Source organism: Myroides odoratimimus, assembly GCF_001485415.1.
Lineage (GTDB): Bacteria > Bacteroidota > Bacteroidia > Flavobacteriales > Flavobacteriaceae > Flavobacterium > Flavobacterium odoratimimum.
The window spans coordinates 30,756-55,879 of record NZ_BCMQ01000013.1 but is presented as its reverse complement, the minus strand read 5'-3'; the positions used below and the strand labels follow the sequence as shown (position 1 = coordinate 55,879).

The 25,124-nt window shown below is 33.4% G+C and carries 21 protein-coding genes and 3 tRNA genes; 18 read left to right on the top strand and 6 right to left on the bottom strand.

Going from position 1 to position 25,124, the window contains the following annotated elements; genetic code table 11:
• The first annotated feature begins 38 nt into the window (after positions 1 to 38).
• Both MODO_RS12220 and MODO_RS12215 read left to right on the top strand, forming a co-directional pair.
• Positions 39 to 2,528, top strand: a complete 2,490-nt coding sequence (locus MODO_RS12220) for a DUF5686 and carboxypeptidase-like regulatory domain-containing protein (RefSeq protein ID WP_006257251.1) — start codon at positions 39 to 41, stop codon at positions 2,526 to 2,528.
• 83 nt (positions 2,529 to 2,611) lie between these two features.
• The gene (locus MODO_RS12215; RefSeq protein ID WP_006257253.1) at positions 2,612 to 3,139 is read left to right on the top strand and encodes an inorganic diphosphatase; all 528 of its coding nucleotides are present in this window, start codon (positions 2,612 to 2,614) and stop codon (positions 3,137 to 3,139) included.
• Positions 3,140 to 3,200: 61 nt separating this feature from the next.
• Here MODO_RS12215 and MODO_RS12210 read toward each other — a convergent pair whose 3' ends face one another.
• Positions 3,201 to 3,692 (bottom strand): DinB family protein, encoded by a 492-nt coding sequence (locus MODO_RS12210; RefSeq protein ID WP_006257255.1) that lies wholly within the window; start codon positions 3,690 to 3,692, stop codon positions 3,201 to 3,203.
• Between the two features lie 288 nt (positions 3,693 to 3,980).
• Between MODO_RS12210 and MODO_RS12205 the strand changes: the two genes are divergently transcribed.
• The 4 genes from MODO_RS12205 to porT all read left to right on the top strand — a co-directional run bounded on the left by MODO_RS12205 (position 3,981) and on the right by porT (position 7,763).
• The gene (locus MODO_RS12205) at positions 3,981 to 5,429 is read left to right on the top strand and encodes an alanine/glycine:cation symporter family protein (protein ID WP_006257256.1); all 1,449 of its coding nucleotides are present in this window, start codon (positions 3,981 to 3,983) and stop codon (positions 5,427 to 5,429) included.
• A gap of 55 nt (positions 5,430 to 5,484) precedes the next feature.
• Positions 5,485 to 6,045 (top strand): GNAT family N-acetyltransferase, encoded by a 561-nt coding sequence (locus MODO_RS12200; protein ID WP_006257257.1) that lies wholly within the window; start codon positions 5,485 to 5,487, stop codon positions 6,043 to 6,045.
• Between the two features lie 190 nt (positions 6,046 to 6,235).
• Positions 6,236 to 6,964, top strand: a complete 729-nt coding sequence (ubiE, locus tag MODO_RS12195; protein ID WP_006257258.1) for a bifunctional demethylmenaquinone methyltransferase/2-methoxy-6-polyprenyl-1,4-benzoquinol methylase UbiE — start codon at positions 6,236 to 6,238, stop codon at positions 6,962 to 6,964.
• A 1-nt stretch (position 6,965) separates the two neighbouring features.
• On the top strand, positions 6,966 to 7,763 hold the full coding sequence (porT, locus tag MODO_RS12190; RefSeq protein ID WP_006257259.1) for a type IX secretion/gliding motility protein PorT/SprT: 798 nt from the start codon (positions 6,966 to 6,968) through the stop codon (positions 7,761 to 7,763).
• Positions 7,764 to 7,813: 50 nt separating this feature from the next.
• Here the strand turns inward: porT and MODO_RS12185 are convergent, their stop codons facing one another.
• Complete coding sequence (locus tag MODO_RS12185) at positions 7,814 to 8,548, bottom strand: TrmH family RNA methyltransferase (RefSeq protein WP_006257260.1); 735 nt, start codon at positions 8,546 to 8,548, stop codon at positions 7,814 to 7,816.
• A 78-nt stretch (positions 8,549 to 8,626) separates the two neighbouring features.
• Between MODO_RS12185 and tamL the strand changes: the two genes are divergently transcribed.
• The 3 genes from tamL to accD are packed head-to-tail and all read left to right on the top strand — an operon-like array spanning position 8,627 to position 13,168.
• Positions 8,627 to 11,155, top strand: coding sequence for a translocation and assembly module lipoprotein TamL (tamL, locus tag MODO_RS12180; protein ID WP_006257262.1), 2,529 nt, complete (start codon positions 8,627 to 8,629; stop codon positions 11,153 to 11,155).
• Between the two features lie 46 nt (positions 11,156 to 11,201).
• On the top strand, positions 11,202 to 12,269 hold the full coding sequence (fbaA, locus tag MODO_RS12175) for a class II fructose-bisphosphate aldolase (protein ID WP_006257263.1): 1,068 nt from the start codon (positions 11,202 to 11,204) through the stop codon (positions 12,267 to 12,269).
• Between the two features lie 44 nt (positions 12,270 to 12,313).
• Complete coding sequence (accD, locus tag MODO_RS12170; protein WP_006257264.1) at positions 12,314 to 13,168, top strand: acetyl-CoA carboxylase, carboxyltransferase subunit beta; 855 nt, start codon at positions 12,314 to 12,316, stop codon at positions 13,166 to 13,168.
• A 73-nt stretch (positions 13,169 to 13,241) separates the two neighbouring features.
• Here the strand turns inward: accD and MODO_RS12165 are convergent, their stop codons facing one another.
• A complete protein-coding gene (locus tag MODO_RS12165) occupies positions 13,242 to 14,489 on the bottom strand; it encodes an ABC transporter permease (RefSeq protein ID WP_006257265.1) in 1,248 nt (415 codons plus the stop codon).
• Between the two features lie 192 nt (positions 14,490 to 14,681).
• On the opposite strand from MODO_RS12165, the gene purH reads away from it, so the two are divergent.
• The 7 genes from purH to MODO_RS12130 are packed head-to-tail and all read left to right on the top strand — an operon-like array spanning position 14,682 to position 22,388.
• A complete protein-coding gene (purH, locus tag MODO_RS12160) occupies positions 14,682 to 16,208 on the top strand; it encodes a bifunctional phosphoribosylaminoimidazolecarboxamide formyltransferase/IMP cyclohydrolase (protein ID WP_006257266.1) in 1,527 nt (508 codons plus the stop codon).
• Between the two features lie 53 nt (positions 16,209 to 16,261).
• The gene (locus tag MODO_RS12155) at positions 16,262 to 17,290 is read left to right on the top strand and encodes a rod shape-determining protein (RefSeq protein ID WP_059051044.1); all 1,029 of its coding nucleotides are present in this window, start codon (positions 16,262 to 16,264) and stop codon (positions 17,288 to 17,290) included.
• A gap of 9 nt (positions 17,291 to 17,299) precedes the next feature.
• The gene (gene mreC, locus MODO_RS12150; protein ID WP_006257268.1) at positions 17,300 to 18,130 is read left to right on the top strand and encodes a rod shape-determining protein MreC; all 831 of its coding nucleotides are present in this window, start codon (positions 17,300 to 17,302) and stop codon (positions 18,128 to 18,130) included.
• Complete coding sequence (locus MODO_RS12145; RefSeq protein ID WP_006257269.1) at positions 18,123 to 18,647, top strand: hypothetical protein; 525 nt, start codon at positions 18,123 to 18,125, stop codon at positions 18,645 to 18,647. Before mreC ends, MODO_RS12145 begins: the two co-directional genes overlap by 8 nt.
• Entirely contained in the window at positions 18,644 to 20,524 is a 1,881-nt protein-coding gene (mrdA, locus tag MODO_RS12140; protein ID WP_006257270.1) for a penicillin-binding protein 2, read from the top strand. The genes MODO_RS12145 and mrdA overlap by 4 nt, the downstream gene beginning before the upstream one ends.
• A gap of 18 nt (positions 20,525 to 20,542) precedes the next feature.
• The gene (rodA, locus tag MODO_RS12135; RefSeq protein WP_006257271.1) at positions 20,543 to 21,796 is read left to right on the top strand and encodes a rod shape-determining protein RodA; all 1,254 of its coding nucleotides are present in this window, start codon (positions 20,543 to 20,545) and stop codon (positions 21,794 to 21,796) included.
• Positions 21,797 to 21,845: 49 nt separating this feature from the next.
• Positions 21,846 to 22,388 carry a hypothetical protein gene (locus MODO_RS12130; RefSeq protein ID WP_230456708.1) on the top strand — a complete coding sequence of 181 codons (543 nt, stop codon included), beginning with the start codon at positions 21,846 to 21,848 and terminating at the stop codon, positions 22,386 to 22,388.
• Positions 22,389 to 22,710: 322 nt separating this feature from the next.
• Here MODO_RS12130 and MODO_RS12125 read toward each other — a convergent pair.
• From MODO_RS12125 to MODO_RS12115, 3 genes are all read right to left on the bottom strand, one after another.
• A tRNA-Phe gene (locus tag MODO_RS12125) sits at positions 22,711 to 22,783 on the bottom strand.
• Positions 22,784 to 22,809: 26 nt separating this feature from the next.
• Positions 22,810 to 22,882 (bottom strand) — tRNA-Phe (locus MODO_RS12120).
• A 35-nt stretch (positions 22,883 to 22,917) separates the two neighbouring features.
• Positions 22,918 to 22,990: transfer RNA gene (locus MODO_RS12115), tRNA-Phe, on the bottom strand.
• A gap of 128 nt (positions 22,991 to 23,118) precedes the next feature.
• Here MODO_RS12115 and MODO_RS12110 point away from each other — a divergent pair.
• Both MODO_RS12110 and bamG read left to right on the top strand, forming a co-directional pair.
• Positions 23,119 to 23,868 carry a type III pantothenate kinase gene (locus MODO_RS12110; RefSeq protein WP_006257273.1) on the top strand — a complete coding sequence of 250 codons (750 nt, stop codon included), beginning with the start codon at positions 23,119 to 23,121 and terminating at the stop codon, positions 23,866 to 23,868.
• Positions 23,846 to 25,111: a BamG family beta-barrel-assembly machinery protein gene (gene bamG / locus MODO_RS12105; RefSeq protein WP_006257274.1), complete on the top strand. Its 1,266-nt coding sequence runs from the start codon at positions 23,846 to 23,848 to the stop codon at positions 25,109 to 25,111. Before MODO_RS12110 ends, bamG begins: the two co-directional genes overlap by 23 nt.
• The last annotated feature ends 13 nt before the right edge of the window (positions 25,112 to 25,124 follow it).

Genomic DNA, 25,124 nt, shown 5'->3' with positions numbered 1-25,124 from the left:
GCTAAGATGGAGTCTTTTTTTATGAATACTACTTTACTATGAAAAATAAAGTTAAGTTTCTATTATTATTTCTACTCGTTTCAGCATTTAGTTGGGGACAAACCAAAGTAAGTGGGAAAATAATTGACGAAAACAACTTAGAGGTGCCATTTGCTAGCGTTTACTTTAAAAACTCTACTGATGGGGTAATTGCTAATGAATCTGGTAAGTTCTACTTAGAGTCTACCAAGACCTATACTACCCTAGTGGTATCTTTCGTGGGTTATAAAACACTTGAAATTCCGTTAGAGGGAAAAACAAATCTAGATCTAAAAGTCGTTCTACAAGATGACAACACCTTAGATGAAGTTAAAATCTATGCTGGTAAAACTTCTAAGAAGAATAACCCTGCCTTAGATATTCTACGTAAAATATGGGAGCGTAAACGCAAGAATGGTTTATATATGTTCTCTCAATACGAGTATGATAAATACGAAAAAGTAGAGTTTGACTTAAACAGTATAGATAGCGCATACCAGAAGAAAAAACTATTCAGAGGTATGGAGTTCATCTTCGAACAAGTAGACACCAACCGCATTACAGGGAAGACATACCTACCTATTTTTATCAATGAAAATATAGGTCAGGTATATGGTGATAATAGAAACGGTAAGAAAATCGAAAAAACCTTAGGAAACAAAAACTCAGGTTTTGATACGAATCAACATATTATCGAATTCGTTAAAGACCTATACGCTGAGTATAATATCTACAACAATTATATCAAGATATTCGATAAAGACTTCGTCAGTCCACTATCTCGTACAGGTATTAATGTGTATAACTATGTACTAGCAGATAGTGCTTATATAGATGATAAATGGTGTTTTAATATCGTATACTACCCTAGACGTAAAGGAGAACTAACATTCAAAGGAGACTTCTGGGTGAACGACTCTACATTCGCAATCAAGAAAATTAATATGGAAGCGAGTAGAGATGCAAATATTAACTGGGTTAAAGAGATTTATATAGAGCAAGAATTCGATGTTCTAAATGATTCTGTATTCCTATTGACTAAAGATCACTTCATGTCTGACTTTGCCCTTTCTAAAAGAGAGAAGTCTAAAGGGGTCTATGGTAAGCGTACTTCTATCTATAAACATCACAAATTTGATATAGAGCATCCTGATGAATTCTATCAAAAGAATGTGAATGTATATGATGAAGGAATCTATAAAAGAGATGAAGACTTCTGGAAAAGTTATCGCTTTGAATCATTAAGTAAAGACGAACTAGGAATCTATAAAATGCTAGATACATTAAAAACAGTACCTAAGTTTAAGTTCCTATTTGATCTATCATCTACTATAGCGAGTAACTACTACAATATCGATAAGTATAAATTTGACTACGGACCTATCTTTTCTACTTTTGGATATAACGATATTGAAGGGTTGCGTTTGCGTGCTGGTGGAAGAACTTACTTTGGTCCGAATGACAGATGGAGATTAGAAGGATATGGTGCATACGGATTTAAAGATAATCAGTTTAAATATGGCGTAAGTGCTAAAGTACTATTGCACAACGATAGTAGATTAATCTTATTCGGAGGAAACCGTAGAGATATAGAGCAAATAGGTGTAAGTCTTACAGAGACAAATGATGTATTGGGAAGAAGTTTTGCTTCGAACTCTTTATTTGCGAGTGGAGATAATACGAAATTGACTAAAATTAATCTTTCTACAGTAGGTTTAGAAATAGAACCTGTCAAGAACTTAAAGTTTAGTACTTCGTTTAATTATAGAACACTAAGAGCGGCATCAGACTTATTTAACCTAGACTACTACGAGGATAAAGAGAATAATATCATCGCTAACGAAACAAAACAGTCTGAGTTTAACCTAACTGCCGAATATACACCTAAACGAAAAACAATAGGATACGGTGTAGATAGAACAGATGTAGATAAAAAATACCTACGTATGTTCTTAAAGTATACACAAGGGTTCAAAGGTGTAATAGATAGTGACTTCGAGTATAAAAAAGTTCAATTCTATGCTAGAAAACCTTTATTGTTAGGAGGCTTTGGTACATTGACACCTACATTCGAAGCAGGGAAGACATTCGGAGAAGTACCTCTAGGGTTATTAAGTGTTGTACCTGGTAACCAGTCGTGGTTTAATATCGAAAATACGTTTGCGAACTTAAACTACTACGAATTTGTTACTGATCAATATGCATCATTGCATTTAGAGCACAATTTTGGAGGTCGTTTATTCTCACGTATTCCATGGTTAAGAGATTTCAATTTACGTGAGATCGTAGGAGTTAGAGGAATATACGGAAAGGTTTCACAAGAGAACATAGATTTAAATGCATCAGGACTACAATACAAGGCACCTAGTGATGTGTATTATGAATATTATATAGGTGTAGGTAATATATTTAAAATCTTTAGACTTGATTTAAGTTGGAGAGGAAATTACCTAGATATGCCTGACGCTAGAAAGTTTGCTATTAGAGGATCTTTCGGAATTTATTTCTAATAATTAATCTAAAACTTGTTATAAACAAGTAATTAGAGTACTTTTGCACACGATTTTTAGAAATAAGATTTAAATAAAAAAATATGAATACATTCGAAACTTTTGATGCATTTGTTGAGATTCCAGCAGGCAGCAGAAACAAATATGAGTATGATTTTGATTTAAAAAGATTGCGTTTTGACCGTCTTTTATATTCTAACATGAGATATCCAGCTGATTACGGATTCATTCCAGAAACATTAGCTTTAGATGGAGATCCTCTAGACGTACTTGTAATGTTCACTGAGCCATCTCTTCCAGGAATGGTAGTAGAGGTAAAACCTGTAGGTGTTTTCTATATGGCTGATGATAAAGGACAAGATGAAAAAATCTTATGTGTACCTGTATCTGATCCAATCATGAATAAACTAAACGATATTCAAGATGTAAACGAGCACTTCAAAAAAGAAGTAGAACACTTCTTCAAAGTATACAAAGACTTAGAAAACAAAACAGTTACAACTGATGGTTTTGGAGATAAAGCAGCTGCTGTTCAACTAATCAAAGAATGTACTGAGCGTTTTGAAAAATTAGAAAACAAAGCTGAAGGTTTATTCAGCATCCGTTACTAATAAAATATAGTAAGAGAGCCACTCAAATGAGTGGCTCTCTTCTTTTATATCTACTACTTAATTATTTTTTATCTAAATATCTTTCTAATAAGATATCTATATGGTGTAAAGTATGACCATAGTTAAGCCTACCAATCTCTTCTACAGAGAGTACATAATGAGCCATTTGGTTTTTTAAAGCTAAAGCTTCTGTTGTAAAACCTTTAAACTGATAATACACACTCTTCATCAGTGTGATATATTCTTCTCTTAAATCTTGAGGTTCTTTACATTCCCCTTTTGAATTATCTACATACAGATTCTCATCAAATCCACTTAAGACACTTGTGTCCTGACGTGCGATATGCAAGGCACGATAACTAAATATACGTTCACAGTCTATCAGATGCTGTATCAGTTCCTTTACCGTCCACTTCCCTTCTGCATAAGCATAATCCCATTTATGTTGTAAGGTTACTTTATCCATTACCTCTAAGACAATAGGGATACGAGCTAATAATATCTCTTCTAAAGGCAATCCTTCTGAACGTCGAATGTAATCTGTGTGTGACATAGAGTTTATTTATAAGGTTTAGTCTGGTTATTTGTCTATCCAAAGTTAAAAAATGTCTTCATTAGTTATCGATATTTTTTACAAACAAAAACACAATACTTCACCGAAATAGCTTCATAAATAAAGTAAGATTTAGAAAGAATGATTTTAAATTTAAAAAAAGATAATTTTAACACCTTTCAATACTTAAAATTTTCTTAATTTCCACAAATATAAAACAAGCATATCTCTACTTAATAACAAAGAGATGTACTACAAACACACACAACAAAAAGCACAAACAACACAATGGAAGAAATTATTAAATTACTAAATGACTTAATTTGGTCTAACATTTTTATTGCACTCTGTCTATTAGTAGGACTTTATTTTACGATTACAACAGGATTTATACAGATCAGATACTTTCGCCATATGGTGAAATTACTTTTTACAGAAGGTTCTTCCGATAAAGGGGTAAGCCCATTTCAAGCCTTTAGTATGGCTATCGCTGGACGTGTAGGAGTAGGTAATATCGTAGGAGTAGCTACCGCTATCGCTGCCGGAGGTCCTGGAGCTATCTTCTGGATGTGGGCTATTGCCTTCTTAGGAAGTGCATCTGCTTTTATAGAATCTACATTAGCACAAATTTACAAAGTAGATAAAAATGGTCAATACGTAGGAGGTCCAGCCTTCTACATCGAAAAAGGAATGAAGAGTAAAGCATTTGCCCTATTCTTCTCTATCGTAACTTTAATCAGTTGTGGTCTATTCTTACCGAGTATCCAAAGTAATAGTATCGCCGTAAGTATGCATTCAGCTTTCTCTATCCCTACATGGGTTAGTGGTATTGCTATTTGTTTATTCTTAGGATTTGCAGTATTTGGTGGAGCGAAGAAAATGGGATTAATTGCTCAGATCATTGTACCTTTTATGGCTAGTGCATATATTATCATGGCTGCCATTATTATAGGGTTAAACATACAAGAGGTACCACACATCTTTGCTTTAATATTTAAATCTGCCTTTAACTTAGAGTCTGCTTTTAGTGGAGTCTTCGGTGCTGCAATCGCATGGGGTGTAAAAAGAGGTATATATTCTAATGAGGCTGGGCAAGGTACAGCACCACACGCTTCAGCTGCCTCTGAGACATCTCATCCTGTAAAACAAGGATTAGTACAAGCTTTCTCTGTTTATGTAGATACCTTATTCGTATGTACAGCAACAGCCTTAATGATCTTATTTACAAATTCGTATAACGTGATAGATGAATCAGGGACTTATATAGTAGAAAATATGCCCGGTGTAGAAGCTGGAGCTGCTTATACGGTAAAAGCAGTGGCAACACACTTTCCTGTATTCGCTTCTCAATTCATTGCTATAGCACTAACTTTCTTTGCTATCACTACAGCTATGTCTTATGTGTTCATCGCTGAATCAAACTTCGAATACTTAAGTAAAAAGAAAAACATTATCCTAAGATGGATCATGCGTATCATCATATTAAGCATTGTATTCTTTGCCTCTACTAGTGAACCAAGTATAGCATGGGGAATCGGTGATATCGGTGTAGGAGCTATGGCATGGATTAATATCATCGCTATCTTTATCCTAAGAAAACCAGCATTAAAGGCTTTAAAAGATTATGTAGCACAACGCAAAGAAGGAAAAGATCCTGTGTTCGAACCTAGTAAAATAGGTATAGAGAATGCTTCTGAGGAATGGGATAAAATAAATGAACGAAGAGCACATCAGTAATAATCACGAGTTCTCTTAAACTTTCTTACCTTTGTACTAATTCAAATTAAGAAAAATGCATTATACAATTAGACCTGCAAAAAGAGAAGATTACGACGTAGTTCCAGAATTAATGCTACAAGCAATGGAAGATATTGTCTTCACATTTATCCAAAAAGAAGACATCGAAGAAGCCATTAACTTTCTAACTATTATGTTCCGTAAACCGGGGAACTTATATAGTTATGAAAACACTTTCGTAGCGATAGATGAAGAGGGTGATATCGTAGGTTCTATAACTGGATATAACGGAGATGACTTTATCACGTTAAGAGAGCCTGTACTAGACCTAATGAAGCAACAGTATAATAATGACATGATACCTGAACCAGAAACCACTGGTGGAGAATATTACTTAGACACTGTAGCTGTATCTCCTAAAGTACAAGGTAAAGGAGTAGGTAGCCACTTACTGAAACATGCTGTAGACTATGCTAAGTCACAAGGTCATAAACAAGTAGGACTAATTGTAGATTTAGAAAACCCTAGTGCAATGAAGCTTTATTCTCGACTAGGATTTAAACAAGGAAATCAACTAGAGTTTGCAGGTGGTGAATACTACCACATGTATATCTAACCTCATACAGATAAACCTGAGCATGTGTTCAGGTTTTCTTTTTTTTTCAGATCCCCTATTCTTTGTTTTAGACAATAGATCATTGTCTTTATCTACTTCCTTATTTAAAAAGCATTTATTCTTCATTTTGACACAAAACGAAACTTCTCATTTGGCTTTTAATAATTATATTTGTCAAAAATAAAATACAATGTCAAAAAATATTACTCCATACGAAGGATCTGAATTAGGCAAGAAACAACAAGTCGAACAAATGTTTGATACTATTTCTGGCAATTATGATAACTTAAATAGAATGATTTCTCTTGGTACTGATCAAGGATGGAGACGTAAGGTATTAAAGTTAGTATCTGAACAAAAACCAACTACAATATTAGACATTGCTACTGGTACTGGTGATTTAGCTATTCTGCTATCTAAAACAGAAGCTACTAAAATCACTGGACTAGATTTATCCGCTGGAATGCTAGAAGTAGGTAAACAAAAAATCAAAGCGTTAAACTTAGATAATAGAATCGAAATGGTACAAGGAGACTCAGAAAACTTGCCATTTGCAGACAATACTTTTGATGCTATCACAGTAGGTTTTGGTATTAGAAACTTCGAAGACTTAGAAAAAGGATTGTCAGAAATACTTCGCGTATTAAAACCTGGAGGAATATTCGTTATTCTAGAAACTTCTGTTCCTACTAAATTCCCATTTAAACAAGGATATTTCTTCTATACGCAGAATGTAATGCCGTTCATGGGTAAATTGTTCTCTAAAGACCAAAAAGCTTATAAATATTTATCTGACTCTGCAAAAAACTTCCCTTTTGGAGAAGCTTTAAACAATATTTTAAGAAAAGTTGGGTTTAAAGATGTAAAGCATCTTCCACAAACGATGGGAATTGCTACGATATATTCATCTTCAAAATAATATGAAAAGACTAATTGTATTTTTTTTAATCCTATTCGTTAGCTCACAGTCTTATGGGCAATGGATATTTGGTAGAAACCCGATGCTTAACAAAAGAGATTGGGACAAACAGCGTGTCCATTGGGGCTATTACTTAGGAGTCAATTCATACAATTACAAGTTTGATTATAATGCAGACTATTATCACAAGCTACAAGCATTAAAAGAAAAATACCCAAATGACTATACTGAAATACAAGTAAAGTCTTCTATGGGATTTAATGTAGGACTTGTTGGGAACTTGCGTATCATGGAGCATTTAGACTTGCGCTTTGAGCCAGGACTAACATATGCAAAAAGAGAATTGTCTTTCCCTAGAGCGCTTATCTATGATTATTATGCTACACAGCACAATAATCCAGAACCTTCTGAATATGAATTAAACAGTTCTTCGGTCAAGTCAACTAGTGCTACATACCTACACTTCCCTTTATTATTAAAATTCTCTGCTCTGAGAACTGGAAATATACGTCCTTATGTCTTAGGAGGTTTTTCTTTGGACTTAAACTTAGGAAGTAATAATAAAGTAGATAGCGATAACTATGAGGGAGTCTGGCGAGTAGAGAAGCTTACAGCTAACTACGAAATAGGGGTAGGTATCGACTTTTATTTTGAATATTTTAAATTTTCTCCTTCTATTAGAGGGGTATTTGGAATTAATGATGAATTAATCAGAGATAAAAATGCGCAAAGTCCATGGACTGGAAATATAGAATCAATGAAATCTAGAGGGATATTTGTCAACTTTACCTTTCATTAAAAACAGATATAAAAAAAGGGAACTTACTTAAGTTCCCTTTTTTTATATGCTTAAAAATTATGTCTTCTAAATTCGCTTAGTACAATAGAGGCTGCCATGGCAACATTTAAACTTTCTGTCTGTTGTAAATTTCCATAACGAGGAATCGCTACTCTTTCTGTTACTAAATTTTCAATAACATTCGAAATACCATTAGCTTCATTTCCCATGATGATAATTCCTTTATTCGCCACTGTTTTCTGATAGATATTATCTCCATCCATAAAAGTACCATAAATAGGAAGCTCCCCTCCTGCTCTAATTAATTCTGGTAACTCTCCATATACAAGATTAACACGAGCAATTGACCCCATTGTAGCCTGTACCACTTTAGGATTATAGACATCTACTGTCTCACTGGTACAAATAATATGCTTGATCCCAAACCAATCGCATAATCGTATAATAGTCCCTAGATTACCTGGATCTCTAATATCATCTAAAGCAACGATAAGATCACTATAATCTACAGACTCTTGTTCCGTGCAATGAAATACAGCCAAACAATTAGAAGTCGTACTCAGCGCAGACATCTTTTTTAAATCTTCTTTACTGACAATAGAAACCTTCGACTGAGGAACATTAAACTTCAGTTCTTCTGTACAATATATGTGCTCTAAAACCAACGAAGACTTCACTAATTCTCCAACCACCTTAACTCCTTCTGCAATAAAAAGTTGGTGTTCTTTTCTATATTTTTTCTGATGTAAACTCTTAATTAATTTGATTTGGTTTTTCGTAACCATAAAAAACTGTATTTTTGACTGAAAATTGACTATACTACTTTGAGCAGATTTTTACCAAAAATACTACTATTTCTATTAATGAGCATAAGTTTTTTTGCATGCTCTATCACGGAGCAGGTTCCAAACGACCGTGCTCTATTAATGGATAATACCATTCTCGAAAATGGTAAAAAAATATCTAAAGAAGAGGTTATGGCGCAGCTATACCAACACCCGAACAGCACTTTTCCCATGACTAATATGAGGTTAAGACTATATCTGTACAATCTGGCAAAGCCAAATGCTGATTCACTATATCAAATATGGTTAAAAGAAAACCCTGGTAAAGAAAAGGTAATGGAGAGTGTTCTTTCTAAGAAACAAGTTGACCGATTAGGAGAGTCTTTTATTATATCTGGGATTAATAACTTCCTATTAAAAACAGGAGAAGCACCTGCTTTATACGATAGCCTGAGAACAAACAAATCTAAGATTCGTCTAAAAAACTACTATTTCAACAAAGGTTTTTTTGATACAAAAATTACAACTCAGTTAGATACCACTGGAGTAAAAAAAGTAAAAAACACATATAGCATTACTACAGGAGAACCGTATGTAATAGATAGTATTAACGCTAATATCAGTACGAAAGCTTTAGAAGATCTATACCTTAAGTCTCTATCAAAATCAAAAATCAAGAGCAATACTGTATTTGATGTTAAAAACTTCGAAGAAGAACGAAAAAGATTAGCTACAGACTTTAGAGATAATGGTGCGTATCATTTTCAAGAATTAAATATTCGCTATGAAGTAGATACTATTATCAATAAAAAAAACAGAGCGAATATAGAATTAATCATTGATCCTAGAACAGTAAAGTCAGGGGATTCATTAAAAGAAGTTCCGTTTAAAATATATACGATTAGCGACGTAAATATCTTCACAGATAATAGTTCTAAAAACAAAGAATACGTCTTAGATAGTGTTCACTATAACAACTTTAATATTTATAGTTCTACAAAACTTCAGTATAAGCCAAAGGCACTTACAGATGCTATATTTATAACAAAAGGAAGTACTTTTAGTGACTTCAGAAGAGTATTAACCTCTCGCTCTATCAGTAATTTACGTACTTTTAACTATCCTGTTATAGAATATGTAGAAGATAAAAGAGATACTACTGGACAATCATTAATCAGTAATATCTACCTAACATCTCGTAAAAAGATGACTTTCAACCCATCATTTGATGTTACTCACTCGAATATTCAAGATTTCGGTATTGGTGGTAGTATGGGGTTACTGTTCAGAAATGTTTTTAGAGGAGCTGAGATATTAGAAATCAACTTAAAAGGATCATTAGGTTCTTCTCGCCAAATGAGCAACCCTAATGATGTGTTCTTCAATGTAACAGAATATGGTGGAGATGTTAAACTAACTTTTCCACGACTATTATTTCCAATAAATACGGATAGATTAATTCCTAAAAGTATGTTACCAACAACTTCTATGAGCTTTGGGCATACTAAACAGAAAAATATTGGGCTAGACAAAAACAGTTTAACAGCTATTATAAACTATACGTGGCTACCATCAAGAAGGAATAGCTTTAGTGTGGATTTAGCTAATATACAATACATTAGAAACACCAACCCTAGTAATTACTTCAGTGTTTATAAATCATCTTATACTAGATTAAATGACCTGTCTAAAAACTATACTACTATCAATCCAGACTATTATGATCAGAATGGAAATCTAACGATAGCTGAAGGAGGAAGTAATCTATTTATAAAAGATGCTCTAGATACAAATAATCCTCTAGGTATCTCTGCTCAAGATCATCAAGAGATAAGAAGTATAGAAGAAAGACGTATACGCCTATCTGAAAACAACTTAATTATAGCGAGTAATATCACTTTTACGAATACGACTAGAACTAATCTATTAGATAACAGCTTCTATACGCTAAAAGCTAAAGTAGAGTCTGCAGGTGGTCTTATGAACTTATTAATGCAAAATACAAGTTCTAAAATAGGACCAACAGGGAAAAAAACAATAATGGATGTAGAGTTTTCTCAATATGTAAAAACAGAGGTAGACTTCGTTAAATACTTTGATCTAGGCAAAAAACGTGTTGTTGCAATGCGTGCTTTCGCTGGTCTAGCAGTACCTTATGGCAACTCCAATTCCATTCCATTCACAAGGAGTTATTATTCAGGAGGATCAAATGACAATAGAGGATGGCAATCTTACCGATTAGGTCCTGGGCAAAGTGGAGGTATCAATGACTTTAACGAAGCGAATATGAAATTGTTCTTCAGTACTGAGTATCGTTTTAACATAGGAGGGAAATGGTATGGAGCACTTTTCGTAGATGCCTCAAATATTTGGAACGTATTTGATGATATTAAAGATAATACCTATACCTTTAACGGCATTTCTTCATTAAAAGATATGGCAGTAGCATCGGGATTAGGATTGAGATATGATTTTAGTTTCTTTGTATTCAGATTAGATATGGGATTCAAAACATATAATCCTGCACAAGATAAAGGACAAAAATGGTTCAAGGAGTTTAGCTTAAAAGAATCAGTCTTAAACGTTGGAATTAATTATCCATTCTAATTCAAATAATAATTAGTATTTTTGTACAAAATTTAAACACACAACTATGGCTCATAATATTAAACCAGGAGTTGCTTTTGGCGACCAAGTTCAAGAGATTTTTAGATATGCAAAAGAAAAAGGTTTTGCACTACCAGCAGTAAATGTAACTAGTTCAAGTACTATCAATGCAGTATTAGAAACTGCTGCTAAATTAAATTCTCCAGTGATTATTCAGTTTTCAAATGGAGGAGCATCTTTTATGGCAGGTAAAGGGTTGTCTAATGAGAATCAAAAATCAGCTATCATAGGAGCTATTGCAGGAGCAAAACATGTACATGCATTAGCAGAAGCTTATGGAGTAGCTGTTATTCTACATACAGACCACTGTGCAAAAAAACTATTACCTTGGATAGATGGCTTATTAGATGCTGGTGAAGAACATATGAAACAATATGGTAAACCTCTATTTAGTTCACACATGATTGACTTATCAGAGGAGCCTATTAAAGAAAATATTGAGATTTCTAAACAATACTTAGAGCGCATGGACAAACTAGGTATGACATTAGAAATAGAATTAGGAATCACAGGAGGAGAAGAAGATGGAGTAGATAATACGGATGTAGATTCATCTAGATTATATACGCAACCTGATGAAGTAGATTACGCTTATGAAGAATTATCTAAAGTAAGCCCTAGATTTACAATCGCTGCTTCTTTCGGAAACGTACACGGTGTATACAAGCCAGGTAATGTAAAACTGACTCCTATCATTCTTAAAAACTCTCAAGAATACGTAGCGAAGAAACACAACTTAGGACACAATCCTGTTGATTTCGTATTCCATGGTGGATCAGGTTCTTCTTTAGAAGAAATTAGAGAAGCTATTAGTTACGGTGTAATCAAGATGAATATCGATACAGATACACAATTTGCTTACACAGAGGGAATCAGAGACTATATGTCTTCAAAAATAGACTATTTAAAAACTCAAATAGGTAACCCTGACGGTTCAGATATTCCAAACAAGAAATATTATGATCCAAGAGCGTGGGTTAGACAAGGAGAATTGACTTTAATCGCTCGCTTAGAACAAGCTTTTGAAGATTTAAATAACGTAAATACGTTATAATTCCCCCCTTGCTTTCAAATTAGTATAAACAAAAGAAACATTTTATGGCTTGGTTTAAAAGGAAAGAAAAAGGTATTCAGACGCCAACAGAAGACAAAAAAGATATTCCAAAAGGATTATGGTATAAATCTCCGACTGGAAAGATAATTGATCAAGATCAGTTAGAACAAAATTTATGGGTGAGTCCAGAAGATGGATATCACGTTCGTATTGGTAGTAAAGAATATTTTGAAATTCTTTTTGACAACAACGACTACAAAGAAATAGCCAAAAGCCTTTCTTCAAAAGATATTTTGAAATTTGAAGATACTAAAAAGTATGTAGATCGTTTAAAAGAAGCAATGACTAAAACACAATTAAAAGATGCTGTTAAAGTCGCTGTTGGTCAATCAAAAGGAGAAAAATTAGTAGTTGCTGCAATGGACTTTGCTTTTATTGGAGGTTCTATGGGATCTGTAGTAGGAGAAAAAATCGCACGTGGTATAGACTACTCATTAAAAAATAAGATACCGTTCTTAATGATTTCAAAATCAGGAGGAGCTCGTATGATGGAAGCAGGTTTTTCATTAATGCAAATGGCAAAAACATCTGCTAAATTAGCAATGCTAAGCGATGCTAAAATTCCATACATTTCATTATGTACAGACCCTACAACAGGTGGTATATCAGCTTCTTTCGCTATGTTAGGTGATATCAATATAGCTGAACCAGGTGCATTAATTGGTTTCGCAGGCCCACGTATTGTAAAAGATACAACAGGTAAAGACTTACCTGAAGGCTTCCAAACTTCTGAATTTTTATTAGAACACGGATTCCTTGATTTTATTACACACAGAAGAGACCTGAAAAAGAATGTAAATCAATACTTAGATTTGATCTTAAATAGACCTATGAGATAATCTCTTAAGGTTAGAACATAAAAAAAGGATACTATTTTTTGCAATTAGTATCCTTTTTTATTTCTACTTATTTCTATCCTCCCATTCTAATAGCTTCTACAGGATCTAACTTTGCAGCTGATCTAGCAGGTAAGTACCCAGACAACACTCCTATAAAACCTGATAAAATCAGTCCTACGAAAATATTAGAAAGACTCAATACAAAAGTAAAATCTAATAAACTAGTAACTAGTAGACCTATCCCCCATACCATAACGATCCCCACTAGCCCACCAATAAGTGATAATATAATTGCTTCAAACAAAAACTGAAATAAGATAAAATGTCTCTTTGCTCCAATCGCTTTTTGAATACCAATAAGATGAGTACGCTCTTTCACTGATACAAACATAATATTAGCAATACCGAAACCTCCTACCAATAAAGAAAAGCCACTAATAATCCATCCCACTACATTCATCTGTCCGATAATTTTCTCAATCATATCTAACATCCCTCCAAATACATTGATAAAGAAATTATCATCCTCTCCTTCTTTCAATCCCCTATACAATCTTAATTTCGCTGCTATTTCATCTTCAAACTGTTTAATATCTACATCTTTACTAGGTTTAAGAATCACTACGGTAGTAGAAACTAAACTATTATCTCCAAACATTTGTCTCATAATATTCACTGGCATATAAACACTCTCATCTTGACTCCCTCCAACGCTTATAGATCCTTGCTTTTCAATAACACCAATAACTGTAAAACGCTTACCATAGAGTCGAACATACTGTCCTACTGGATCAAAATCCTCAAATAATGTATTAGCTACTTCATGCCCTATCACTACCACAGGAACACCATTTGTTGCCTCTGATTCATTAAAAAAACGCCCGTTAACCACTTTCACATTATCCAAAAACTGCATATCAGAAGAACATGGTCTCATAATAACTTCTGCATAGTTCGCACCAAACTTCATCTGTTCAGACTTAGTAAAATAATTAAACGATGCATACTCTACATTGGCTAGATTTCGTTTAAGATAATCGTATTCGTCATACTTCATCTTTGGATACTGCTCATACTTCCATTTAGGAACTTCGGTTGGCCCAAAAGAACGATCGAAAACATAAATCATATTTCGATCAAAACCACTCAATTCACTTTTAATATTCCTATCCATCGAATCTACTGCTGCTAAAACAGCTATAATCGAAAAAATCCCAATAGTAACACCAAGAAAAGAAAGTGCAGTACGAAGCTTATTAATACGTAACGCATTAATTGCAAAACTAAAACTCGTGGATAAAAGTCTTAAATACACTCTCATAAGGCTAATCGCTTTTCTTTATAGATATAACATAACTCCCTTAATCTTGTCAACAACACAAAAAACAGAGAGATATTTTTCTAAATTAATCAATATTAGAAATAAAATAAAAAGAAAGTTAAAAAACTTCTTCATTAAACTTTATTAATACCTAGACAATAGTTACTTTTGCGCATTGACAAAAAACACAACATGAGCACAACTAAAAAAATTCAATCAGCCCTAATTTCTGTTTTTGATAAAAATGGATTAGAGCCAATCGTAAAAGAGTTACACAAGCACAATGTAACTATCTATTCTACTGGTGGTACAGAAACATTTATCAAAGAGTTAAACATACCTGTAGTACCTGTAGAAGACGTTACTTCTTACCCTTCTATCTTAGGAGGAAGAGTAAAAACATTACATCCTAAGATCTTCGGAGGGATTCTTAATAGACAAGATCACGAAGGAGATATTGCTCAAATGAAAGAATATGAAATCCCACAAATTGATTTAGTAATTGTGGATTTATATCCATTCGAAAACACTGTAGCATCTGGAGCACCTGAAGCTGATATTATTGAAAAAATAGACATTGGAGGTATTTCTTTAATCAGAGCTGCTGCTAAAAACTTTAAAGATACAGTAATCGTACCTTCTGTAAACGAATACGAACTATTCTTACAGATGATTCAAGAGAATAATGGGGCGACTACTTTAGAAAACAGAAGATTATTAGCTACAAAAGCTTTCCATGTTTCTTCTCATTATGACGGAGCTATTTTTAACTATTTCAATACAGACGAAACAGTCCTTAAAATTAGCCAAGCGAATGGAAATGAACTTAGATATGGAGAGAATCCTCACCAAAAAGGTCACTTCTTCGGAAACTTTGATGCCCTTTTTGACAAGTTAAATGGAAAAGAACTATCTTACAACAACCTACTAGATGTAGATGCAGCTGTAAACTTAATGAATGAGTTTAAAGGTGAAGCTCCTACATTCGCTATATTAAAACACAATAATGCATGTGGTGTAGCACAAAGAGGTACAATGAAAGCAGCGTACTTAGATGCTCTAGCTGGTGATCCTACTTCTGCATTTGGTGGAGTTTTAATTGCAAATAACACTATTGATGTAGCAACTGCTGAAGAAATCAACAAATTATTCTGCGAGGTTGTAATCGCTCCTGCATACGACGAAGCTGCTATTGAGATTTTAAAAGAAAAGAAAAACAGAATTATTTTAGTAATAAAAGAAACTGAACTTCCTAAGAAACAAGTACGTACTTGCTTAAACGGAATTTTAGTTCAAGATAAAGACAATATTACAGACAATAAAGAGCTATTAACAAACGTTACAAAATTATCTCCTTCAGACAAGGAAATAGAAGATTTGTTATTTGCTTCTAAAATCTGTAAACACACCAAGTCAAATACAATTGTATTAGTAAAAGATGGTCAACTGTGCTCTTCTGGTACAGGACAAACCTCTCGTGTAGATGCTTTACGTCAAGCAATCGAAAAAGCTAATTCATTTAATATAGAACTAAAAGGTGCTGTTATGGCTAGTGATGCATTCTTCCCTTTCCCTGACTGTGTAGAAATAGCTCACAACGCTGGAATTACAGCTGTAATCCAACCTGGAGGGTCTATAAAAGACGATTTAAGTATCAATTATTGTGACGAAAATAATATCGCTATGGTTTGTACAGGAATTCGTCATTTTAAACATTAATTTACTACTTTTGTAAAGCATTAAAATATTAACTATAAAAGCCTTTTAATTATATGGGATTTTTTGATTTTATGACTGAGGATATCGCTATAGACCTTGGAACAGCGAATACCCTAATCATCCATGGAGGAAAAGTTGTGGTAGACAACCCTTCTATTGTTGCCCGAGATAGGACCACGGGTAAAATTATTGCTGTCGGAAAAGAAGCAAGCTTGATGCAGGGAAAAACGCATGGTAATATCAAAACAATTCGCCCATTAAAAGACGGAGTTATTGCTGATTTCGATGCTTCAGAAAAAATGATAAGCCTCTTTATCAAGAGCATTCCTGCATTAAGAAAAAAAATGTTTACGCCAGCATTACGTATGATTGTATGTATTCCTTCTGGAATAACAGAGGTAGAAATGCGTGCTGTAAAAGAATCTTGTGAGCGTGTGAATGGTAAAGAGGTTTACCTTATACATGAACCTATGTCTGCTGCAATTGGTATTGGAGTAGATATTATGCAACCAAAAGGTAATATGATTGTAGATATCGGAGGTGGTACTACTGAGATTGCTGTTATTGCCTTAGGAGGTATTGTATGTGATAAATCTGTTAAAATTGCAGGTGATGTATTCACTAACGATATCATCTATTATATGCGTACACAACACAACTTATTCGTTGGAGAAAGTACTGCAGAAAAAATCAAAATTCAAATCGGAGCAGCTACTGAAGATTTAGAAACTCCTCCAGAAGATATGCTAGTTCAAGGGCGTGACCTATTAACTAGTAAACCAAAACAAGTAACTGTATCTTACAGAGAGATCGCTAAAGCTTTAGACAAATCTATCCAACGTGTAGAGGATGCTGTAATGGAAACATTATCTCAAACTCCACCAGAACTAGCTGCTGATATCTATAATACTGGTATTTATTTAGCAGGTGGAGGTTCTATGCTTAGAGGTTTAGACAAACGTATTTCTCAAAAAACAGACCTTCCTGTATACATTGCAGAAGATCCGTTAAGAGCAGTTGTAAGAGGTACTGGCCTAGCAATCAAGAACATTGACAAATACAAAAGTGTATTGATCAAATAAAAATAACTTATGCAGCAGATAATCAATTTCTTTATAAAAAACAGTACTAAGCTACTGTTTTTGCTGCTTTTAGTCATATCATTCGGGCTAATAATACAAACGCATACTTTTCATCAAAGTTCGTTTATTAGCTCAGCGAATGGTGTGACTGGTTATGTCTATGAAAATGTAAACAACTTTAAGGAGTATATGCATTTAAAAACAGAGAATGACGCTCTTGTTTTAGAAAATGCACACCTAAAGGCCATCGCTTTCAACAATACTACTGCACAAGATTCTATAGAAATTAGAAACTTAATGCCAGAAGAAAGACAAGAATACTCTATTATAGTCGCTAAAGTAATCCGTAATACTTTTAATACTAAAGAAAACTATCTTACCATAAAAGGTGGTTCTAAACAAGGTATTGAAAAAGATATGGGGGTGATTAATAGTAATGGAGTGATCGGAGTTATAGAAAAAACATCTAAAAACTACTCTACAGTACAAAGCATCTTGAACGTTAAATCTAAGATCAATGCTAAAATAAAAGGTACGAATCACTTCGGTCCTCTAGAATGGGATGGAAAAAACACTGGATATGTTAATTTATCTGATATACCAAGGCTAGCTGAGATTTACAAAGGAGATACTATTGTTACAGGAGGTATATCTACGATATTCCCTGAAAATATTCCTATTGGAGTAATCGAGAAAGCATATACTAATGAAACTTCAAATTACTTTACAATTTCTGTTCGCTTGTTCAATGACATGACGAACCTTGGTTATATATACGTAATTAAGAACAAAGATATTGAAGAAATTAACCAACTAGAAGCTGAAACAAAAGATGAATAGTGTTGCATTTTCAAATATTGCTCGTTTTATTGCGTTACTAATCGCACAGATTCTTATTTTCAATAATATAGATCTTTTTGGTTTTATAAACCCATTTCCATATATCCTTTTTATCATTTTATACCCAACAGACAACAATAAAGCTGTTTTTTACTTAACAAGCTTTTTTTTAGGTCTTATTGTAGATATGTTTGAGAACTCTGGTGGAATGCATGCAGCTGCTAGTTTAATTCTAGCCTTTGCTAGACCATCAATATTAAAGTTCTCCTTCGGGATCAGCTATCAATATCACAATTTAAATATCATCAAAAAAATCACTAAAGATATTTTTAAATCTCTGGAGGTTTTTGGTTATATTTCAATATCCGTTGTTATACATCACATTATACTCTTTGGATTAGAATTCTTTAGATTTAATTTTATCTGGGAGATTCTTTTAAGAACTGTACTAACAACTATAACTACACTACTAGCGTGTATTTTGATATTATTTCTGATTAAACCGTCAAAAAAATGAGAAAGCTTTTATTACCCTTAATTATTATAGTAGTTACTATTGTAGTACTAGCTAGATTGTTTTTTTTACAGATAATAGACGATACTTATATTAAAAAGTCAGAGAATAACGCTTTAAAAATTGTTTACGAATATCCTGAAAGAGGATATGTCTTTGACAGAAACAATAAATTACTTATAGCGAACCAACCTTCTTATGATATTATGGTTGTTCCTAGAGAAGTTAAGAATATTGATACTCTAGCTTTATGCAGTTTACTAGATGTTACTTATGACCAGTTTGTTTCTAAATTAGAAAAAGCAAAGGTATATAGTCCTAGACTACCTTCTATTTTCTTACCTCAATTAAGTAAAGCTGAATATGCTGCCTTTCAAGAAAAAATAAGACACTTCAATGGGTTTTATATTCAAAAAAGATCTCTAAGAGACTATCAAGTATCTTCAGGAGCAAACCTTTTCGGTTACATACGTCAAGTAAATGAACAGAATATAAAGTCTAATTCATATTATAAATCAGGTGACTTGATTGGTATACAAGGTATCGAACAAGAATATGAAGAGACATTAAGAGGTACTAAAGGTGTAAAATATATTCAAAGAGACCGTTTTAATAGAGAAATAGGTTCTTTTAAAAATGGAATATATGACACTTTAGCCGTAAAAGGAGATGACATTATTCTTACAATAGATAGTGAACTACAGGCTTATGGAGAGTTATTAATGCAGAATAAAAGAGGGGGTATTGTTGCAATCGAACCTAAAACGGGAGAAATACTAGCTTTAATTAATGCTCCTAGTTATGATCCTGCTCTACTCGTTGGAAGAGAACGTTCTAAAAACTATACTGCACTATATAATGATTCACTTGCTAAACCATTGTATAATCGTGTATTATCAGGAGAATATTCTCCAGGATCCCCATTCAAAATACTTACTGGTTTAATAGGTTTACAAGAAGGTGTTATTAATGAACATACTACTTTTGCTTGTAATAGAGGTTTCTATTATGGTAAAGGTGCGTGGATGGGATGCCACGATTCTGGTCATTGGAATTTAAACATCGCTATTGCAAAATCTTGTAATACATACTTCGCTAATACATATAAAAGAGTAATAGAGAAGTATAAATCACCTGCTGAAGGAATCAATAAATGGAGTGAACATTTACATTCATTTGGATTAGGCCAATTCTTAGGATATGATCTACCTGAAGGAAGAAAAGGACATATCCCTGATGCCGACTATTACAACAGATGGTATCCAAATGGAGGATGGAAAAGTACGACTACTATTTCTAACTCTATTGGTCAAGGAGAAGTTATTATGACTCCAATGCAATTAGCCAATGTAATGGCTGCTGTAGCTAATAAAGGTTATTACTATACACCTCATATCATTAAGAATATAGAACATCACGACATAGATAAAAAGTTCACTACTAAAAATATCACATCAATAGATCCACGCCATTTTGAGCCTATTATAAAAGGTATGAATGATGTATTTAATATTGGTACTGGTCGTTCTGTGAGAGTAGATGGCTTAGAAATGTGTGGTAAAACAGGTACTGTAGAGAACTTTACTAGAATCAATGGTAAACGTTACCAATTAACCGATCACTCTGTATTCGTAGCATTCGCTCCTAAAGATGATCCTAAAATAGCAATTGCTGTATTTATTGAAAACGGATATTGGGGAGGTAGATGGGCAGCTCCTATTACTAGCTTAATGGTTCAGAAATATCTTCTACCTGAAATAGTAAGAACTGATTTAGAAAAACGAATGTTAGAAGGAAGTTTGAAAAATGAATATGACAAAGTGCTTCATCTTTATGACACGTCAGATAAACCTAAAAAAACACATAGAATTAATATATAGCTTTAGATTAAATCAAAAATGAAAAACGTTAGTGTTCAAAAAAACATAGATTGGATATCAATACTTCTGTATATGCTTTTAGTCATAGCTGGGTGGATTAATATCTATTCGGCTTCTCTACCTGCAGAAACCACATCTATTTTTGACTTAAGCCAAATCTATGGTAGACAACTAATGTTTATTATTTTTTGTATTCCACTTATTATATTGATTGTATCCATAGACACTAAGTTCTATGAGAAGTATGCTATGGTTTTCTATATCATTGGGCTGCTTTCCATACTTGGTTTATTTGTATTTGGTAAGTCAGTAAAAGGTCAAACGAACTGGTATCAAATAGCTGGTTTCGGTATACAGCCCTCAGAGTTTGTAAAAACTACTACTGCCCTGCTACTCGCTAAATTTTTATCAGATAGTCAATCCCATCTAAGTTCTTTTAAAGAACAAATTATAGCTTTAGTTATCATCGGTGTACCTACCCTATTTATATTAAAGCACGATACTGGTAGTGCTATGTTATTCGTTTCTCTTGTATTTGTTTTGTACAGAGAAGGACTGCCTAGTTGGTACTTATGGACTGGATTTATAACAATTATTCTATTTGTCGCAGCACTTGTAGTAAAACCAGGTATCATCATAGCTTCTATACTTGCAATAGCGGCATTACACTTCTATTTAAACAAAAAGATTACTCGTAACCCTTTAATATATATTATACTAGTTGTAATCATGTCAGCCTTCGTATTCTCTGTAGATTACGTTTATGATGAAGTACTAGAACCACACCAAAAAGACAGGATTAATGTATTAATAGGAGAAGACGTTAACTTACAAGCTGAAGGGTACAACCTTAATCAATCCAAAATAGCCATTGGATCAGGAGGCTGGACAGGAACAGGATTCTTAGAAGGAACTCAAACAAAGGGAGGATTCGTACCAGAACAACACACAGACTACATCTTCACTACAGTAGGGGAAGAATGGGGGTTTGCTGGTGCTTCTTTTGTAATCATTCTATTTGTCTGCCTATTTTTCAGATTAATACACTTAGCAGAAAGACAGAAAAAAATATTTAACCGTGTTTATGGTTATTGTGTTATCTGTTTTCTGTTTATACATTTCGCCTTTAATATTACAATGCTTATTGGACTATTCCCTACCATTGGTGTACCCCTACCATTCTTTTCATATGGAGGTTCTAGTTTAATGGCATTTACTGTATTACTTTTCATCTTTCTAAAGCTAGATGCTAATAGAATTAATGAATGGTAAATACATACTCACGAAACAAATATTTAATACAATTCACACAAACAAAACAATGAAAAACAAAATGCTATGTGCTGCTGCAATATTTGTAGCAACAACATCTGTGGTTAAAGCTCAAGAAATTAAAACTACTGATCTAAAAGAGATCCCTACAGAACACACTTCACTTGAGTCATTAATTGATGAAAAGAAACTAGTTGAAGAAAGCTTAAAACTTGAAGAGATTAAACTTCAAAATGAAAAGGATGCTACTAAAAGATTAGAACAAGAAAAAGAAATAGCTAAACAACAACAAAAAGAAGAACTAAAAGCCCAAAAGCAATTAGAAAAAGAACATAAAGCTGAACTTAAAAGACAAAAGAGTATTATCAAAAGTCAGAAAAAAGTAAGCAAACAAACATTAAAACTTCAAAAAGCAGAAGATAAATACAATGCTAGAAATAGCAAATATGTTCAACTAAATGCTTCAGGTAGGCTTACTCCAATAGAAGATTTAAAATTCAAAAAGCAATTACTTGATTTGCAAACTAACATTAAAACCCAAGAGTTAGAACTAAAAAAACTAACAATGGAGTTTGAGGCAATCAACAAATAATACATAAAGCTCACTTCTATGAAGTGGGCTTTTTATTTTCTTCCTATCCTCTCCTCAATCACCAACACAAAGACACACAAGCCCCCTTAAGAACGTTCTTTATACACTTATACATGATTAATCAATGATTAAATACTTCTCTTAAAACTCTTTATTTTAGCAGTGAGCATTATTTTCAAATGTATTTTACTTTTTAGATTAACTAGACTTTTTGCCTAGTCCCCAACTTTTGTCACTGATCCCAACTTTTGTCACTGATCCATTTCTTTTACATCAGGGCGCAAAATAAAAAAAACCACTACTGATGAGTAGTGGTTTTTTGTGGTGCCTCCAGGAATCGAACCAGGGACACATGGATTTTCAGTCCATTGCTCTACCAACTGAGCTAAGGCACCTTATGTTTCGCTTAAGTTTAAATTAGTGGTGCCTCCAGGAATCGAACCAGGGACACATGGATTTTCAGTCCATTGCTCTACCAACTGAGCTAAGGCACCTTTTTTTAAACTATAACAACTAAAAGCTAAATTAGTGGTGCCTCCAGGAATCGAACCAGGGACACATGGATTTTCAGTCCATTGCTCTACCAACTGAGCTAAGGCACCAATTGGCTTTTAGTATTGAACAATCTTGTTCTGTTAAGCGGTTGCAAATATAGAACAGATTTTCGTTCTTCCAAAACTTTTTAGAAAAAAAATCATTTACTACCTTTGCCTAACACAAGAAACACACTATGATTCTAGCAATTGATATAGGCAACACAAGAACCAAATTAGCTATCTTTGAAAAAGATACGCTTTTAGAAACTCATTTTTTTGAAATAAATTTATTAGAAAAAAAAATTAAAAATATTTTAAAAATAAATGACGTAAAGCCTAAAGTTATACTCTCTTCGGTAGGAAAATTAGAATCTACAACTTACAATTGGTTACTAGAAAACACAGAAGTAATCGAAATTAGTCATAAAAGTGCTTTCCCTTTTATGAATAAGTATGCAACTCCAGCTACTCTTGGCATAGATAGAATGGTTCTAGCTGCAGGAGCTACTATACTATATCCAAATTCTAATCGTTTAGTTATTGATACAGGTACTTGTATAACCTACGAATTTATTAATGACAAGGATGAATATCTAGGCGGAGCTATTTCTCCAGGTTTAAGTATGCGCTATAAGGCTTTAAATCATTATACCGCAAAGCTTCCATTATTAGAACCAACTGATATAGATTATTTAATCGGAAATCAAACAAATCAGTCCATTCACTCTGGCGTAATTAATGGAATAACCCTTGAAATAGATGGCATCATTAACCAATACAAATCCTTGTATCCTGATTTAAAAATAATTTTGACTGGTGGAGATACACTTTTTTTGGTCAAAAGATTAAAAAATGTCATATTTGCTAATTCAAACTTTCTACTAGAGAGTCTGAACAATTTATATCAATACACAATTGAAAATGATAAAAAAAATCTTCTTTAGCCTGAGTTTACTATGCGGTACAGCTGCTCTAGCTCAACAAGGCAATGCGTCTCCTTACTCTTATTATGGCGTAGGTAATATTAATTACAACGGTACGAATGAATACAAAGCTATGGGGGGAACAAATGTTTACGCAGATAGTATTCATATAAATTTAAAAAACCCAGCTTCATTTGGTAAGCTTAAGCTTACTACTTTTTCATTAGGAGCTACAGGTACTTCTTATAATTTTAAGACTGATGCTGGTTCAGAAAATGCAAATAGACAAACGATAGACTATGTTGCTGTAGGGTTACCTATTGCAAAGAAGTTTGGTGTTGTGTTTGGGTTGTTACCTTACTCTAATGTTGGTTATAAAATCAATGGAGAAAGAACAAATCCTCAAGGACAAAAGATAAACTCTAGATATGAAGGTGATGGTGGAGTGAACAGAGTATTTTTAGGTACTGGATATGAAATCAACAAAAACTTTGCTGTTGGAGTTGATGCTGGATACCACTTTGGTCATACCAACAATGATCTGTATGAGAACATCACAGATATCGGAGACGGAACATCACTTCAGAATATTACTAGAGAATTGAGAAGATTAGACTACAAAGGATTCTCTTTTAATTTCTCAGCACAATATACAGGTAAGTTTAAAGGGTACGATTGGCAAGCTAATGTAACTTATAGTCCTGAAACAAAATGGACAAACGACAACCTTACGAAACTGCAAGTTTTAAAAGGAAATCAAATCGCAGATCAAAAAACTGTGATTGATGATTCTAGAAAAATTACTAATCCACAAGCTCTTTCTATGGGGCTAGGCTTTGGTAAAGAATTTAAATGGTTCATTGGTGGTCAATATACATTTACACAAACAAGTAAATTAACTGACTCTTGGAATAAAACGAATATTTCTAACTTTGAAAACTCTAATCGTTTTTCTCTTGGAGGATTCTATATTCCGAAGTACAACTCATTTAGCAGTTATCTAGATCGCGTTGTCTATAGAGCTGGTTTCAGATATGAAAATACTGGACTTATCTTACATGACAAAGCTATCAACGATATGGCTGTTAATCTTGGTGTAGGTTTACCTATAGGAGAGCGTCGTAAATTCACTAACCTAAATATTGGTTTTGAATACGGTAGCAGAGGAACTAAAAACAACGGATTAGTTAAAGAGAACTATTTCAGTGTTTATGTAGGATTCTCATTAAATGACCTTTGGTTCCAAAAACGTCGTTTTGATTAATTTGTAGTAAGCT